A 15,697-nucleotide genomic window follows, 5' to 3' on the forward strand; every position below is an offset into this window, starting at 1 on the left:
TTCTCTGGGCCTTTTCCGGGGTCCCCACTCTGCCTAGCGGCAGAGTGGGGTGGTATTATGCCCGGCCCACCGTGCCCATCAGTTCAAACTTCTCCCGGATCACCTGCTTGAGGTAGTCCCGACCTTTGCCGATGATCTTCCGGGGGTCGAACTCCTTGGGGTTCCCCACCACCACCTCGCGGATCCCCAGGGTCATGGCCAGGCGCAGGTCGGTGTCGATGTTGATCTTGGCGATGCCGTTGGGGATAGCTTTCCTGATGTCCTCGTCGTGGATGCCCGTGGCCTCCTTGAGCTCGGCCCCCGTGGCCAAGAGCTTCTCCTTAAGCCAGGTGGGAACCCCGCTCGCCCCGTGGAGCACCAGGGGAATGGAAACCCGCTGGCTGATCTCCTCGAGGCGCTTGTGGTCGATGTAGGGCCGGCCCTTCCCCTTGTAGGCCCCGTGGCTGGTGCCGATGGCGATGGCCAGGTAGTCGATCCCCGTTTCCGCCACGAAGCGCTCCGCCTCATCGGGGTCGGTGAGGAAGGCCTCCGCCTCGGACACCTGGATGTTGTCCTCAATGCCCTGAATCCGGCCCAGCTCCGCCTCCACGCTCACCCCCACCGCATGGGCCGCCTCCACCACCTTCTTGGTTTCGGCCACGTTCTCCTCAAAGGGATGGTGGCTGACGTCGATCATCACGCTGGTAAAGCCCGCCCTCAGGGCCTGCATCACCATCTTGAAGTCGGCCCCGTGGTCCAGGTGAAGGACCACGGGCACCCGCACCCGGCTCGCCATGTCCTTCACCAGGTTGGCCAGGTTCTCCATCCCAGCGTACTTCCTGGCCCCGTCCGAGATCTGGATGAAGACCGGGGCCCGCACCTCCTCGGCCACCTCCAGAATGGCCTGGGTGATCTCCAGGTTGTTGGTGTTGAAGCCGGGTACAGCATAGCCTTCCCGCCGCGCCTTGTCCAAAACCTCTTTACCTATCGCCAAGGGCATAAAGCACCTCCTTTAGCTCCTTAAGGTTATCAGCCACGGGCCGTCTGTTGAAAAGAGCGCTTCCCGCCACGGCCACGTCCGCACCCGCCCGGTACACCTCGGCCACGGTATCCCGGTTCACGCCCCCATCCACCTCAATGAGGCAGGAGGGGTTCAGCCTATCCCGCATCTCCTTGAGCCGGCGAAGCCTTCCCGTGGAGGTGGGAATATACCTCTGCCCCCCAAACCCCGGGTTCACGCTCATGAGGAGGGCCAGGTCCAGCTCGGGCAACAGGGGCTCAAAGGCCTCGAGGGGCGTGGCGGGGTTGATGGCAAGCCCCGCCTTCTTCCCCAGCTCCTTCACCTTCTGCACCGCCCGGTGGGCGTGCGGGGTGGCCTCAAAGTGCACGGTGATGACGTCGGCCCCCGCCCGGGCGAAGTCCTCCAGGTACCGCTCGGGCTGCACAATCATCAGGTGCACATCCAAGGGCAAGGAGGTAACCCGCCGCACCGCCTCCACCAAAAGGGGCCCGAAGGTGAGGTTGGGAACGAAAACCCCGTCCATGACGTCCAGATGGATCCAGTCCACCCCAGCCGCCTCGGCCTCCTCTATCTGGTCCTTAAGCCTCGCCAGGTCCGCCGTGAGGATGGAGGGCGCAAACTTCAGCATCCTTTCCCCCTAGGCCACCCGCAGGTGCCCCCGCTCGATGGCCAGCTCCCGCATCTTAACCAGATAGTAGGCGATGATGAGCTGGGTCAGGGCCAGGGGGTAGCTCTGCCCGGCCTTGTCCAGGAAGGTGCCCACCAGGCTGGGGGCAAAGTGCTCCACGTGATGGCCCAGGTGGTCCCAGATGATGTGCTCAAAAGCAAGGGCCCGCTCAGGGGGAATGTTGCCGGTGATATCCAGGATATCGGCTTCCTTCCGGGTTTCCAGGCGGATCAGGGCCTCGTCCTCGTAGGCGGAGTGAAGCACCTCGGAAAGATCCAGGCGGGGCAGGGTGTGCTTGAAGGTGATCCTCACGTTCAGAGTGCTGGGGTTTTCCGGATCGTAGCCAGCGGGCCGGTAGAAGCGCACGATGATGTCCGCATGCTCCTTCTGCGGCCAGATAAAGGCCCGGGAGTCGGGCATGCGCCTTTCGATGTCGGCGATGACCTCCTCCGGGGTGTAGCCCCGCTTGGCCACATCCCGTTTCACCTTCCACTCCCGCCTGAGTTCCTCCTCGGGGTCCAGGTAGACGGTGAGGTGGTAGCGGCTCCTCAAGGCCGGGGAAAAAAGGATAAGGAGCCCTTCCAGGATCACCACCCGGGGGATAAGCCTACCCTCCTCTTCCACCGCCCGGGGGGCAGGAATGTATACCGGCGGGTCAAAGGTACCCGTGGAGTGGTTGTACACCGGCTTCAGGATGGGTTCCCCCTCGTAAAGAAGCCTCACGTGCTGATCCATGATGTCCATGTAGTTGCACTCCGGGTTCAAGGGGGTGATGCCCAGCTCCTTGCGCTGCTTGCGGTCGTACTTGTTGGAGTCGCCTTCCAGCTTGCCCACGGCGGTGCCGGCATGGATCCACCCTAAACCTCATAGGAGTTCTTCCAAGGCCCCCGCCACCCTTTCCGGGGTGAAGCCCAGCTTCTCGTAGACCTCAGGGTAAGGGGCGCTGGCGCCGAAGCGGTCCAGACCCACCACCTTGTGGGCGTACCGCTCCCAGCCCAGGGTAGCCCCCGCCTCCACCGCCACGGTGGGGAGGCCTGGAGGAAGCACCTCCCGCCTATACTCCTCCGGCTGGGCGGCAAAGAGTTCAAAGGAAGGCAGGCTCACCACCCGCACCCGGCGGCCCTTCTCCGCCAAAAGGGCCCTGGCCTTCAAGGCCAGGTGCACCTCGCTTCCCGTGGCCACCAGGACCCCCTCAGGATTCTCCACATCCTCGAGGATGTACCCTCCCTTCAGGGCTCCCTTGGCCTTTTCCGGGGAAAGGAGGGGGACGGCCTGGCGGGTGAGCACCAGGGCGGTAGGGCCCTCCTTGCGCTTTAAGGCCACCTGCCAGGCGTAGAAGGTCTCATAGGCATCGGCGGGGCGGATGACCCAGAGGTTGGGCATGGCCCTCAGGCTCATGAGGTGCTCCACGGGCTGGTGGGTGGGGCCATCCTCCCCCAGGGCGATGGAGTCGTGGGTGAAGACGAAGACCGTGGGGGTGCCCATGAGGGCCGCCAGGCGGATGGCCGGGCGCATGTAATCGGAGAAGACCAAGAAGGTGCCTCCGTAGGCCCGGTAGCCCCCGTGCAGGTTCAAGCCGTTCAGAATGGCCCCCATCCCATGCTCCCGCACCCCGTAGTGGATATAGCGCCCGGTGGGGTTTTGGGGGGAGAAGTCCGCCATGCCCTGGGCCTGGGTGTTGTTGGAAGGAGTGAGGTCAGCGCTCCCACCAAGAAGCTCGGGCATCCTGGGGGCGATGGCATCCAGAGCCTTACCGCTGGCTGCCCGGGTGGCCACGGGCTTGTCAAAGGCTGGGGGTTCCTCGGGAAGGGAGGGGAGTTCGCCCTTCAGACGGCGCACAAGCTCCTGGTGGAGGTCAGGATAGGCCTTAGCGTAGGCCTCCATAAGCTGTTCCCAAGCTTCCTGCCAGGCCTTTCCCTTTTCCCACATGTTCATGTGCCGGTAGACCTCCTGGGGTACCTCAAAGGGGGGATAGGGCCAACCCAGGTTCTTGCGGGTGGCCTCCACCGCCTCCGGACCCAAGGGCTCCCCGTGGGCCTTGGGGGAGTCCTGCTTGGGGGAGCCGTAGCCGATGTGGCTCCGCACGGCGATGAGGGAAGGCCTTTCGTCCAGCTGGGCCAGGCGGATGGCGTGGCGGAGAGCCTCGAGGTCGTTGGCATCCTCCACCCTCTGGGTGTGCCAGCCATAGGCCCGGTAGCGGGCCAAAACGTCCTCAGTGAAGGCCAAATCGGTGGGGCCGTCAATGGAGATATGGTTATCGTCCCAAAACACGATGAGCTTGGATAGCCTCCAGTGGCCCGCCAAGGAGCTGACTTCCCCGGAAACCCCCTCCATCAAATCCCCATCCGAGGCCAACACGTAGGTGTAATGGTCCACCACCTGGTACCCTGGGCGGTTGAACTCCGCAGCCAGCTTTCTTTCCGCCAACGCCAAGCCCACGGCGGTGGATATACCCTGGCCCAGGGGGCCGGTGGTTACCTCCACCCCTGGGGTGTGGCCGTACTCGGGGTGGCCCGGGGTCTTGGAGCCCCACTGGCGGAAGCGTTTGATCTCGTCCAAGGAGAGGTCATAGCCCGTAAGGTGCAAGACCGCATAGAGGAGCATGGAGCCATGGCCCGCCGATAGCACGAAGCGGTCGCGGTTGGGCCAAGTGGGGTTCAAAGGATTGTGGCGCATGACCTCCCGGTAAAGGAGATAAGCCAGGGGGGCCATGGCCATGGGCATACCGGGGTGGCCGCTTTTGGCCTTTTCCACGGCATCTATGGCCAAAAACCGTATGGCGTTCACCGAAAGGCGGGTGAGGTCCTTGGTCTCGGTCATGTTGCCTCCAGGGTACGCCCCCGTGAAGGAGGGCACAAGCGGAGCCAGGGAGCCCTACTATAAGCCGGGGCTTATGTAGAACCCCGTTTCCCCCGGTGAAAGACTATACCCTCTTCCGCCCCCCTTCCTCCTTGCCGAGGCTCCGGGCCAGCTTTCAGGGGAAACCCCGAGTGCCCATAGTCTGCTGGCTAAGGCCACCACCTCCTGATCTCTCAACCCAGGGGCCAGCTCAGCCACGTACAGAACCTCGTGACCCTCAGCCCGTAGCCGTGCCACAATCGGGGCGTCTACCTCTTCGTCAGCGAGAATCTTCACGCCACCTTATCAGGGACCGGGTAGTACACCTCTGCCCCGAGGGTTTCGGCTGCATAGAGCAACGCTGCCCTCAGACCCTCTGGCGTAAGGCGGGGGTGGGCAGCTAGAACCTCCTCGGGTGTTTCCCCAGCAGCCAAACGGCGGAGGATCTCCTCCACGGTGATCCGGGTACCGGCCACCACGGGCTTGCCCAGCATCACCTCGGGATCCCTGATGACCCAGGCTTCCATATGTCCTCCAGTATACCACCCCGAACCTCTCGGCAGCGGATAGCAAAGGTGTTTTCCAAATCGCTCCCTTACCCGAGGACCATCCGCTTGCCTTGGCCCCCCAGGGCTGCTAGAATCCTTAAGTGTGTTTGCCCTACGGGCAAAGCACCTAGGTGTGGGCGCCCGTAGCTCAGCAGGATAGAGCGGGGGCTTCCTAAGCCCTAGGCCGGGGGTTCGAATCCCTCCGGGCGCACCAAGAAAGCCCGCCCCCCTGGGGGGCGGGCCCTTGATTTTTGCCGGGGCCCCCGCCCTGGCTTCGCCAGGGTGGGGTGGTATTAGAAGCGGCTGGTGCGGCGGCCTCGAGGCGATCCCCCCCGGGAGGCAGCACCCGCATAGGCTTCAGGGAGAACCTCCACCCGCTTAGCCCTTTCCAGCTTCACCCCCTGCACCTCGGAAAGCCTCGGCAGGTCCTGGGGGCGGAGGTCCACGTAAAAGCCCTCCTCTCCCTGGGCGATCTTGCCCACCTCGAGGCCCGCTTCCTTCAAGAGGGCCACCAGCCGGGGCAGGGTGAGCCTGGGCCCCGTGGCCTTGAAGGTAAGCCAGCCCTCCTCGCCGGTAAGAAGGCTTTTCTCCTTGGGTGCCCCGCCCAGGAGAAGGGCCATGAGGGCCGCCACCACCTCCACCCGCCCCTCGGCGAACAGACGGCTGGCGAAATCCTGGTACAGCTTGTAGTCCCTCTCGGGTACCCGGGCCAGACGGGCCAGGAGATGGTGCCACTTGGCCTCGAGGACTTCCTCGGGCGTGGGGGGATTCACCCGCTTGAGGGTGCGGCCCACGGCCCTTTCCAGCTCGGAAAGCTCCCGCCTTTCCCGGGGGCCGTAGAGGATCACCACCTCACCCCCCCGCCCGGCCCTGCCCGTGCGCCCCGAACGGTGCTGGTAGGTCTCCGGCTTGTCGGGGAAGCGGTAGTGCACCACCAGGTCCACCTCCGGGATATCCAGGCCCCGGGCGGCCACATCCGTGGCCACCAGAACCCTTACTTCCCCTTCCCGAAAGGCCCTCATGACCCTTTCCCGGTCCGTCTGGGAAAGATCCCCGTGGATGGCCCGCGCCGGGTGCCCGAGGCGAAGAAGCCCCGTGGCCACCTCCTCGGTTTCCGCCTTGGTACGGGTGAAGACGATGGCCCGCTTGGGGGCTTTGACAAAAAGGACATCGGACAGGAGGGAAAGGCGGTCCCCAGGGGCGGGAATAGCCTCCTCCTGGTAGGTGATGCCCTCCTCCCGCACCACGTTGATGACCACGGGGCTTTTCATGTACCGCTCCGCCAGCTTCCTGGCCCAGGAGGGCAGGGTGGCGGAGAAGAGAAGGGTCTGGCGCTCCTTGGGGGTGGCGGAGAGGATGGCCTCCACCTCCTCCTCAAAGCCCATGGAGAGCATCTCATCGGCCTCGTCCAAGACAGCGATCTGTACCCGGGAAAGGTCCAACACCCCTTGCCTCAGGTAATCCAGGGCCCGCCCAGGGGTGACCACCACCACATCGCACCCCCGGGTAAGCTCCTCCTTCTGCTTGCCGTAGCCCGTGCCCCCGTACACCGTGACCACCTTGAGGTGGGGGGCCACCGCCTGCAACTCCCCGGAAACCTGGAGGGCCAGCTCCCGGGTGGGGGTCAGCACCAAGGCCCTGGGGAGGCGGCCCCGCTCCTTGGAGGCCTCGAGGCCTTGCGCGATGGGCAGGGCGAAGGCCAGGGTCTTGCCGGTGCCCGTGCGGGCCTGGCCGATGAGGTCCTTGCCCTCGAGGGCCAGGGGCAAGGCCGCCGCCTGGATGGGGGTGGGGGCGGTGATGCCCCGGCGCAAAAGAGCTTCCTTAATCTCGTCCTTCAGGGGAAAATCTTTGAACTCCATTCTCTCTCGCTTCCCGGGCCCCACCCGCGCCCGAAAAGGAGGGGCAAAGCCCGTAAACCTTTCAAGTTTAGTGAACTAGAGCACGAATGTCAAGGGAATGACCTCCACCCTTTCCCCTTCCCTGGCATCCCGGTCGGGGGGGAGGACCACCAGGGCGTTGCCCAAGGCCATGGAGCGCAAGACCCCGCTGGACTGGCTCCCGGTGGTGCGCACCACAATCTCCCCCTCAAAGGAGAGCACCCCGCGGCGGAAGACCTTTTTGCCCTGGGCGCCCTTAAAGGGGGTAAGGACCCTGGCCTCGAGGGAGCGGTAAGGGGAGTCGGTGCGGCGCTGGAGCCGGAAAAGGAAGGGTCTGCCGTAGAGGAAGAAGGTAACCATGCTGGAAACCGGGTTTCCCGGAAGCCCAAGGATGGGAAGCCCACCCAAACGGGCCAGGAGCAGGGGCCCCCCAGGCTGCTGCTTCACCTTCCAGAAGACCACTTCCCCCGCTGTCTCCAAAACCTTACGCACCACATCGTACTCCCCCATGGATACCCCCCCGGAGGTAAGGAGAAGGTCCAGAGGCCCCGCAGCTTCCAGTTTTTCCAATACCCTCTCCGGCTGGTCCTCCACCTTGCCCAGGAGAACAGGCTCACCTCCCGCCTCCTTTACCAGTCCCAGAAGGCTGTAGGCGTTGGAGTTATAAACCCCCCCAAAGGGCAGGGGCTCCCCTGGCTCCACCACCTCATCCCCCGTGGAAAGGATGCCCACACGGGGGCGCCGGAAGACCTTAAGGCGCGGGTAGCCCATGGCCGCCGCCAGGCCCAGCCTTCCCGGGGTGAGGAGGTCCCCCCGGCGCAGGTACACTTCTCCCTTCCTTAGGTCATCCCCCTGGGGCCGGATGTCCTTGGGGCTCGCCGGGGCGAAGAGGAGCACGTAATCCCCTTCCCGCCGGGTGTCCTCCACCCGGATGACGGCATCCGCCCCCTCGGGGATGGGGGCACCGGTGTAGACGGCCACCGCCTCCCCCCTCCCCACCCGTCCGGCAAAGGGCCTTCCCGCCGGCGACTGCCCGATGACCCTGAGGCGCACCGGGTTCTCCCGGCTTGCCCCCAGGGCATCCTCCTGCCGGCAGGCGTACCCGTCTATGGCCGTGTCGTCCTGGTCGGGATGGTTCACCAAGGAAACCAGGTCCTCCGCCAGGACACGGCCATAGGCTTCCTTCAGGGGTACCTCCTCCACGGGAAGCTCCCCTTTGGCCTCCGCCAGGACCAGCTCCAACGCTTCCTCCACGCTGATGCCCGTGCGCATAGGCCCAGTCTAGGGCAAAGGCCAAGGCCTCAGGAAGAAGATTCCCGGTAGGCGCGGCCAAAGGTCCACGGCCAAAGGGCGATCCCCACGGCGTAAAGGCCCAGGGTAAGGGCAAAGAGGTAGTTGAAGGCGACAAGGCCCCAGGCCTCCTGCACCATGCCGGACAAGACACCCCCCAAGGCGAAGAGAAGGCTCCAGAGGGCGGACTCCATCAGGAAGAAGCCCGGGCGCTCGTCTTCCCCCAGGTAGTCCACCACCAAGGCGGCGTACACAGGCCCGGCAGCGTTCATAAGGGCTCCCCGGATGAGGAGGGCCACGGTAACCAGGGGTAGCCAAGGGACCCAGGCCAGGATGGCCATAAAGGGCAGGGACAAGGCCTGCACGAACACGATGGCCCCCAGTTTCCCAAGCCGGCGCACCAGAAGGGGCTGGAGCAACATGGCCACCCCAGTAGCCAAGGCGGAAAGGGCGAAGACCAGCCCCGTGGTTCCGTAGCTGAGGCCAAACTTTTCCCGAAGGTACAGGTTCAAGAAGGGGATGACCAGCCCGGCCCCAAACCCGATCACCGCCTGGGGCAAAAAGAGGCGCAGCCAAATCCCAAACCGCCCCGCAAGCCTCGGGGGCGTTCCCTGCCCTTCGGGAAGGCCAACCAGAAAGGGAAGCGTCAGGAGGAAAAAGGGAAGGGCGAAGAGGATCACCCACCTGGCCCCCACCCATTCGGAAAGGAACCCGGCAAGCAAGGTGGAGAAAAACCCCGAGGCAGTGGTAAGGGCTGCTTGCAAGCTGAAAAGGGAAACCCGCCTCTCGGCAGGGATCAACCGGGCCATGAGAGGTGCCCCCGCCCCCTGCACCAAGGCTCCCGCCAGCCCGTACCCCGCCAACGAGGGGAACACCAGCAGACCAAACCCCAAAAGAAGCCCGCTTCCCACCGCCAGGGCCAAAGCCAGAAGAAAGCTCTTCCGGTAGCCCAGGCGGGGGATGAGGTAGGCCAGAGGCAGGGCAAAGACCACGCCCACCAGGAGCAAAAGGGCCTGGGCGAACCCAATGGCCTGGCGGCTAAAGCCCAGGCCCTCGAGGTGAAAGTTCAGGAAAAAGTAGATGAGGTTAGCCCCGAAGGACCAGAGGAAGCTGGCCGCGAGGAAGCGATAGGCTGGTGAACCGAGTATATACTTCACAAAACCCTTCTCCGAGGAAACAAGCCCGGATCCAAGGCCCCTACCCCTGTCGGCATGGGCAGTGAGGCGCCAGGGAACAGGCCCCGCACCGGGGCTTACGGGCCAGGCACACGTACCGCCCGTGAAGGACCAGGGCGTGGTGGACGAACACCCACTCCTCCTTGGGGAAAAGGGCCTCCAGTTCGGCCCCAATCCTTTCGGGAGCCTTGGCCAGGGAAAGGCAAAGCCTCCGCGCCAGGCGGGCCACATGGGTGTCCACGGCGATACCCGGCACGCCGAAGGCCGCTCCCAGGACCACGGTAGCCGTCTTCCAACCCACCCCGGGCAACTTCATCAGGGCCTTTTTATCCCTCGGCACCTCCCCCCCATGCTCCTCCACCAGCCTCCGGGCCAGGGCCACCAGGTTTTTGGCCTTAGTGCGGTAAAGACCGATGCGCCGGATATAGGGCTCCACCTCCTCGGGAGTCGCCTTGGCTAGGGCCTGGGGATCGGGGAAACGGGCAAAGAGGGCCGGGGTGGCCTCGTTTACGCTTTTGTCCGTGGCCTGGGCAGAAAGCACCGTGGCCACCAAAAGCTGGAAGGGGTTATTGTGCTTTAGCTCCGTTTTAGCCCCCGGATACGCCGCCTTCAGGGCCTTCAGGATGGCCAAGGCCCGCGCTTTCTTCTCCTTTTGCCCTTCCTTAGGGCAACCCACGGGGTCTACTCTACAATGAAGGCGTGGAAAAGCCCAAGCTGGGCCTCATCGTGCGGGAGCCCTACGCCAGCTTCATCGTGGACGGAAGGAAGACCTGGGAGATCCGCAAACGCCAGACCCGACACCGGGGTCCCTTGGGGATCATCACCGGAGGGTATCTCATCGGCCAGGCGAACCTGCTGGACGTGCAGGGCCCCTTCACCGTGGAGGAGCTTCTGGCCCACCCGGAAAAGCACCTGGCGGAGGAAGCCTTTCTCAGGGCCTATGCCGGGGAACAGCCCCTTTACGCCTGGGTTTTGCACAACGCCTTCCGCTACGAAAAACCCCTCCTCATACCCAAAAAGCCCGGTAGGGTCATGTTCGTGGATCTTTCCGAGGTATGGCCATAAGCCCCCCGTACCCCACGAAGACCAGGAGGTCGGGGTCCAAGGAAGCGATCACCTCCTGGCGGTGGGTGGCCACCACCAGGGTGATCCCCGCCTGGCGCACCAGCTTCCCAAGACCCAGGGCCACCCGCCTGGCGGTGGGCACGTCCAGGTGAGCGGCAAACTCGTCGATCAGGAGGAGGTCGGGGCGCTGGGCCAGGAGGAGGGCCAAGCGGTAGCGCTCCCGCTGGCCCGTGGAAAGCTCCTTCGGCCTGGCCCGGTAGAGCACGGCGTCGGAAAGCCCCACCCGGTTTAACACCTCAATGGCCGCCCCCACATCCTGAAGCTGGCGGTAAAGCCGCTCCAAGAGGGGCTCCTGGCCCAGGTCCACCTCCCGCTCCCCAGGGATATAGGCCACCCGCCTGCCCTCGGGTACCTCCACCTCTCCCCCATCCGGGGGCTCCCCCAGGAGGAGGCGAAGGAGGGTGGTCTTCCCCGCTCCGCTGGCCCCGGCCAGGGCCACCACGCTGCCCGGGGGAACCTCGAGGTCCGCCTCCCTAAGGATCGCCCGCTCCAACACCCGGGCCTTGACCCCGAAGGCGGCAAGGGTTTCCTGCACCTCTGGGGAAAGGTCGGAAAGGTCCAGGTGGCTCCGGTAGCCTTTACGAACCCCCACCAGCCGGATGGACCCCGGAAGCCCCCTCACCCTCCCGAAACGGGAAACGAAAAGCCTTCCCCCATGAGCCCTGGCGTAAGGGTCTTCCTTCAAAAACCGATCCAGGTAGTGCTCCGCCTCCTCCGTAAGGGGATAGGCCAGCACGGGCCTTCCCGAGGCGGTGTCGAAGAGGTAGCGGAAGCCCACCTTCTCAAAAAAGGGGTGGTAGCGGGCCATCTGGGCCACGGTGTACACCAGGTGTTTCTCCCGCCTTCCCTCGGGTACAGCCCGCTCCTTCACCCAGGCCAAAGCCAGCTCCACCAAAAGAGCCCCCAGGCCCTCCGAGCGGTAGTCGGGGTGCACCACCACCCGGGCGATGCGGCTGGCGGCGGTGTGCACCCGGTCCAGAGCGCTTTCCCAGTCCTTCCCGCCCTCAAAGGTCGGGTGGAACCAGTCCTTGGGAAAGATGCGCTCCCGGATGTTCCGCTCCACGCCCCCAGGAACCCTGCGGTGCATCCGGGGAATGGGGGGGTCCAAACGCACATAGCCCAGGATCCTGGGCTCAAAGGGTAAGCGCTCCACCAGCTCCAGGATGAGGAAGCGGCTGGCCGGGGTAGAACCCCTGATCTCCTTTAGCCGGGCCTCCCCCCCGCATTCGCAAAGGGGTTTGGTGTTGGCGAAGAGGGTCTCGCCACAGCGGGGGCAGACCCATAGGGCCACCACCTCCTTCTCCGAGGCATAGTGGTACTGCTCCAACTCGGCGATGGCCTCGAAATCGGCCTCATACATGGCCTCCCGCGCACGGAGGCGGTAGCGGTACACCTCGCCCCCTAAGGGGCTTTCCCTCACGTGGTCCAGCGCCCTGGAAAATAAAGGCCACAAGGGGAAAGCCCCCTCGAGGGCGTACTCGTCAAAGTCCAGAAGGGGTTTGCGGTATTCCGTGGCCAGCCTGACCCGGTCCGCGGGGCGAAGCCATTTGGCCGCATCCCCGGTCATGCGAAGCCTCAGGCCCCCCTCGAGGAAAACCTCCCCAAACCAGCGCCAGTAAACCCTCCGCCCCAAGACGCGCATCGTGCCCCCATGGTACCCCACTTAATGCCTTCGTGTGCTACTTGACCTAGACCCTCGGGGTGTGAAAAAAGAGGGGGTGCCATGCGGCAAGATCGTGAGCACCCCCAGAACGTAGCCTTTGGCTGACCTACTATCTTGACGCAGAGACCCTTCTGGTGGCTACCTACATCTGGGTAGATGACGAACTGAAGGCCCTGCAGGCCCAAGGCTTCAAGCTCCCCCCAAAGCAAAAGCACCAGAAAGCCACCCTGGCCGAGCTCCTGACCCTCGCCATCTTTTTGCTCCTCCAGGGCCAGGACCTCGCCAAAGGCTACCTGGCCGCCAAGACCACCCTCAAGGCCTACTTCCCCTCCCTCCCCCACCCCAAGATGTTCCCCTTCGGGGAAGCAGCTCTCGCTTCTACCGGGTCCTTCAGAAGGCCCAGGGGCTGTTGGCTCACCTGGCCATGAGGCTCTCCGGGGGAAAAGGCCTCCTGCAGGTGGTGGACCTTAAACCCATCCCCCTGGCTCACGGCCACCGGATTCACGGCCTCTCTCTTCCTGAGGCCGCCGTGGGGGTGGGACCCCTGGGGGCTTTCGCGGGCTACGTTCTCATGCCGGTGATGAACGAGCGGGGCCTCTTTTTTCGCTGGGCCCTTCTCCCCGGAAATGCCCGGGAGACCTGGGGGAGGGACCTGCTGGACGGTCTGCCCGCGGTCTTGGGGGACCGGGGCTTCCGCTGGGTCCAGGGGGTCAAGACCCCGCCCTATCGGGTCAGGGGAGGGAAGGTGGTGGAGACGGGGTGGAGAGAGTGGATGGGGAGGGTCAGGAACTGGATAGAGACCCGCTTCAGCGTGATGGTCCGGTCTTTGGGGCTTCATCGGATAGAAGCGCGGTCCTACTGGGGTCTGGTGGCCCGGGTGAACCTCATCCTGCTCGTTCACAACCTCATCCGTAGCCGGGTGCTCCTGAAGATGGCCGGGGTGGAGCTATGAGGTAGCACACGAAGGAATGTTAAGCTCATACCATGAAACGATCCCTTGCCCTGATTCTGGCCTTGTTCAGCCCGTTGGCCCTCACCCAGTCCCCCAAGGAAGCGGTGGAATCCGCCCTCAAGGCCGCCTTCGGCGACTGGAGGGGCAAGACCTACCAGGGCCTGGACCGGGTAGTCTACTTCACCCCCGAGGGCCAGGAAACGCAGGTCTTGCGGATCCGGACCTACCTTGACCTCGGCGGTTGCCGCCTTCGCCTGGAGATCGCCCCCGAGGGCGAGAAGGCGCCCGCCACCCTGGTCTACACCCGGGAGCGCCAGTTCCTCCGCCTCCCGGACGGCAGGGAAACCCCCCTGGACGACCGCCTCTTCCTGGAGCTCATCTTCGCCTGGCAGACAGGCTTCACCGGGGCCGCCTTCGGTTATGACGAGGTGGCTTCCCTGGGGAAAGTGACCCTCCCCGATGGCAGCGAGGCGGAGGCCTACCGGGTGGCGCGCCGGTCCCACGCCTGTCTCCCCAAGGGAGTGCTGGAGGCTAAACCCTACGAGGGAGAGGTCTACGTACAGGAAGGGAAGGTGGTGGGGGAGGGGCACTTCTCCCCCGTGCTCGGGATGGAGACCCTGACCCTCTACCGGGACCTTCGGAAGGAGGGGAGCGCGGGCTATCCCGTGAGGTCGGAGGGCTACCTCCGGACGGGGGACCGGTGGGTCCTCTTCTCCCGGGGAGAAACCCTGGAAGCCCAGGTGAGCCTCCCCCTGGAGGAAGCCCTATTCCGCTGAGGCTAGAGGGGGCCCGTGAGTTCCAGGCCTAGGGCAAAGCCCCCGTCGCCGTACCTTACCCACACCCCCACCTCTCCCTTCCCTTCGGGGTCCAGGGCGTACCCCGCCCGCAGGAGGAGGGCTCCCCCGGGGGGCTCCAGCCCCAGAGGCAGGGAGAGGGAGGTCCCAAGCCCTAGGCTCCACACCTCGTTGGCCACCAGGGATAAGCCCAAGCCCAGCCCCAGGAGAGGCACACCGCCCCGGGGGTAGGAGACCCCCAGGGCCCAGGTGGCCACCACCGGATCCCTGAGGAGGCTCCCACTGGCCTCCCCTTCCAGGGCCCAGGGGTACCCCAGCCCCAGGCGCACCCGGGGGCGGCCCCAGAGGTCGGGAAACCGGTAGGCCAGCCCCACCCCAAGGGAAGGCCTGCCCTCCCCTCGCCAGAGGACTTCCCCTGCCTCCCCGTAGTCCCGCCTCTCCCCAAAGAGGGTGTAGCCGCCCCCCAGCCTGCCCTCCAGGAAGAGGTCTGGAGCCACCCGGTAGCTGAGACCCAAGGACAGGCTCAATCCGTGCCCCACCCGCAGGAAAGCGTAGGGACCCCGTTCGTCCGCCCCCACCCCTTGGAGGGCAGAGGGGGCGTAGGAGAGGGTGAGGCGGTAGCCCAGGGGGGGCTCCTCCGCCGGGCGCAAGGGGTCCACCTGGGCCAGGGCCCAGGCGGCGAAGGCCAGGAAGAGGGGCAGAAGCCTCAAGGCCACCTCCCCCCGAGGGCCTCCAGCCGGCGAAGCCGGGAAAGCGCCCAGGAGAGCTCCGCCTCCTGGTTGGCCCTTACCCGCCCCATCTGGGCCGCCGACCGGGGAAGGGCCAGCAGGATGACCCCGGAGAAGCCCTTCTCCGTCACTAGGGCCTCTATGGGTACGATGCGCCGGCCCCACGAGGAGTCGGCGAGGAGCACCTGGGCAGGGCCGCCCCCAGGCGGGTCCACGATGCCCGCGATCACCAGAAAGTGGAGCTGGGGCTTGGTGACGTGGCCGATGACCGGAAGCCCTCCGCGGCGGAAGTAGTCGGCGAGCCCCTCCAGGTCCACCCGGTAGGCCTTCACCTCGTACCCCCGCCCCTGCAGGTACCGCTTCAAGGAAAGGGCGGTAAGCCCCTCCCGCGGGTCCTTCCCCGAGGCCTCCGTCTCACGGACGGCCACCTCCAGGACCTCGCTTTCCGTGGCCGGGTCGTCATAGTAGTGGGTGAGCAGCGTGGCCACCGCCGCCGCGCCGCAGGTGTACCAGTCCGTCTGGCCGACGACGTGGGTGTAGCGAAGGGTGCGATAAGAAGACAGGGCACTTGCTTCGGCAAAAAACACCCAGAAGAGAAGTGGGAGGATGAGATGCAATATAGGAGCCGCGGGGACACAAGCCATCTTTTGACTTACGCCTTCCTGTGTTACCTCTTAGCTCCACCCTAGCCATCCTGAGTAGAACCAGCCTGGTGTTCGATCTGACAAGAAAATCATCAAAGGCTAAGGCTCAGGGTCGTGTCAAGAGTTATGTGTAAGAGTCTGTGTACGGGGGGCATACCGCTCCTGAAGCATCTTCTCCAGCACCTCCTTCACCTCCGAGAACCCCTTTAGTTTCCGTTCTGCCCACCTCCCTTCCTGCCTCTCCGACTCCAGGTAAAGAAGCTTGTACACCGCCTCTTCCTTAGGAAACTTGTGGTCCCGCACCTTCGTCCCCCGCCGCACTTCCCGGATAAACCGCTCCATCAGGTTGGTGCTCCGCAGGTACGGCCAAAGCACCTTGGGGTACCCGTAGAACCG

16 protein-coding genes, 1 tRNA gene and 1 pseudogene are annotated in these 15,697 nt (G+C 65.0%); 4 read left to right on the plus strand and 14 right to left on the minus strand.

Going from position 1 to position 15,697, the window contains the following annotated elements; translation table 11 throughout:
- Positions 1-55 precede the first annotated feature (55 nt).
- The 6 genes from fba to F604_RS0102710 are packed head-to-tail and all read right to left on the minus strand — an operon-like array spanning position 56 to position 5,032.
- Positions 56-979 carry a class II fructose-1,6-bisphosphate aldolase gene (gene fba / locus F604_RS0102685; RefSeq protein ID WP_019550318.1) on the minus strand — a complete coding sequence of 308 codons (924 nt, stop codon included), beginning with the start codon at positions 977-979 and terminating at the stop codon, positions 56-58.
- Positions 960-1,628 (minus strand): ribulose-phosphate 3-epimerase, encoded by a 669-nt coding sequence (gene rpe / locus F604_RS0102690; RefSeq protein WP_019550319.1) that lies wholly within the window; start codon positions 1,626-1,628, stop codon positions 960-962. Before rpe ends, fba begins: the two co-directional genes overlap by 20 nt.
- Positions 1,629-1,637: 9 nt before the next feature.
- The gene (locus F604_RS0102695; protein ID WP_019550320.1) at positions 1,638-2,501 is read right to left on the minus strand and encodes a phosphoribulokinase; all 864 of its coding nucleotides are present in this window, start codon (positions 2,499-2,501) and stop codon (positions 1,638-1,640) included.
- 30 nt (positions 2,502-2,531) lie between these two features.
- Complete coding sequence (tkt, locus tag F604_RS0102700; protein WP_019550321.1) at positions 2,532-4,487, minus strand: transketolase; 1,956 nt, start codon at positions 4,485-4,487, stop codon at positions 2,532-2,534.
- Positions 4,488-4,544: 57 nt separating this feature from the next.
- Positions 4,545-4,802: a DUF5615 family PIN-like protein gene (locus F604_RS11820; RefSeq protein ID WP_019550322.1), complete on the minus strand. Its 258-nt coding sequence runs from the start codon at positions 4,800-4,802 to the stop codon at positions 4,545-4,547.
- A complete protein-coding gene (locus F604_RS0102710) occupies positions 4,799-5,032 on the minus strand; it encodes a DUF433 domain-containing protein (protein ID WP_015717872.1) in 234 nt (77 codons plus the stop codon). The genes F604_RS11820 and F604_RS0102710 overlap by 4 nt, the downstream gene beginning before the upstream one ends.
- Positions 5,033-5,190: 158 nt before the next feature.
- Between F604_RS0102710 and F604_RS0102715 the strand changes: the two genes are divergently transcribed.
- Positions 5,191-5,267, plus strand: a tRNA-Arg gene (locus F604_RS0102715).
- A gap of 79 nt (positions 5,268-5,346) precedes the next feature.
- On the opposite strand, the gene F604_RS0102720 is transcribed toward F604_RS0102715, so the two are convergent.
- From F604_RS0102720 to nth, 4 genes are all read right to left on the minus strand, one after another.
- Positions 5,347-6,912, minus strand: a complete 1,566-nt coding sequence (locus tag F604_RS0102720) for a DEAD/DEAH box helicase (RefSeq protein WP_019550323.1) — start codon at positions 6,910-6,912, stop codon at positions 5,347-5,349.
- 75 nt (positions 6,913-6,987) lie between these two features.
- Positions 6,988-8,202, minus strand: coding sequence for a molybdopterin molybdotransferase MoeA (locus tag F604_RS0102725; protein WP_019550324.1), 1,215 nt, complete (start codon positions 8,200-8,202; stop codon positions 6,988-6,990).
- Positions 8,203-8,231: 29 nt separating this feature from the next.
- Positions 8,232-9,377: an MFS transporter gene (locus F604_RS0102730; protein ID WP_019550325.1), complete on the minus strand. Its 1,146-nt coding sequence runs from the start codon at positions 9,375-9,377 to the stop codon at positions 8,232-8,234.
- A 40-nt stretch (positions 9,378-9,417) separates the two neighbouring features.
- On the minus strand, positions 9,418-10,071 hold the full coding sequence (gene nth, locus F604_RS0102735) for an endonuclease III (protein WP_015717876.1): 654 nt from the start codon (positions 10,069-10,071) through the stop codon (positions 9,418-9,420).
- A gap of 23 nt (positions 10,072-10,094) precedes the next feature.
- On the opposite strand from nth, the gene F604_RS0102740 reads away from it, so the two are divergent.
- A complete protein-coding gene (locus tag F604_RS0102740) occupies positions 10,095-10,460 on the plus strand; it encodes an ASCH domain-containing protein (protein WP_015717877.1) in 366 nt (121 codons plus the stop codon).
- On the opposite strand, the gene F604_RS0102745 is transcribed toward F604_RS0102740, so the two are convergent.
- A complete protein-coding gene (locus F604_RS0102745) occupies positions 10,426-12,162 on the minus strand; it encodes a GNAT family N-acetyltransferase (RefSeq protein WP_019550326.1) in 1,737 nt (578 codons plus the stop codon). The genes F604_RS0102740 and F604_RS0102745 overlap by 35 nt on opposite strands.
- 81 nt (positions 12,163-12,243) lie before the next feature.
- Between F604_RS0102745 and F604_RS13500 the strand changes: the two are divergent.
- Positions 12,244-13,135: pseudogene (locus tag F604_RS13500) on the plus strand (transposase family protein).
- 32 nt (positions 13,136-13,167) lie between these two features.
- Positions 13,168-13,911 carry a hypothetical protein gene (locus tag F604_RS0102755; RefSeq protein WP_018111708.1) on the plus strand — a complete coding sequence of 248 codons (744 nt, stop codon included), beginning with the start codon at positions 13,168-13,170 and terminating at the stop codon, positions 13,909-13,911.
- Positions 13,912-13,913: 2 nt separating this feature from the next.
- Here F604_RS0102755 and F604_RS0102760 read toward each other — a convergent pair whose 3' ends face one another.
- The 3 genes from F604_RS0102760 to F604_RS0102770 form a co-directional block, all read right to left on the minus strand.
- Positions 13,914-14,645, minus strand: coding sequence for a hypothetical protein (locus F604_RS0102760; protein ID WP_019550327.1), 732 nt, complete (start codon positions 14,643-14,645; stop codon positions 13,914-13,916).
- Positions 14,636-15,244: a C39 family peptidase gene (locus tag F604_RS0102765; protein WP_248644108.1), complete on the minus strand. Its 609-nt coding sequence runs from the start codon at positions 15,242-15,244 to the stop codon at positions 14,636-14,638. The genes F604_RS0102760 and F604_RS0102765 overlap by 10 nt, the downstream gene beginning before the upstream one ends.
- A 174-nt stretch (positions 15,245-15,418) precedes the next feature.
- Positions 15,419-15,697 (minus strand): transposase (locus tag F604_RS0102770; RefSeq protein ID WP_019550329.1); only part of this gene is annotated, 279 nt, incomplete at its 5' end.

Origin of the sequence: Thermus scotoductus DSM 8553 (assembly GCF_000381045.1) — a bacterium.
Classification (GTDB): domain Bacteria; phylum Deinococcota; class Deinococci; order Deinococcales; family Thermaceae; genus Thermus; species Thermus scotoductus.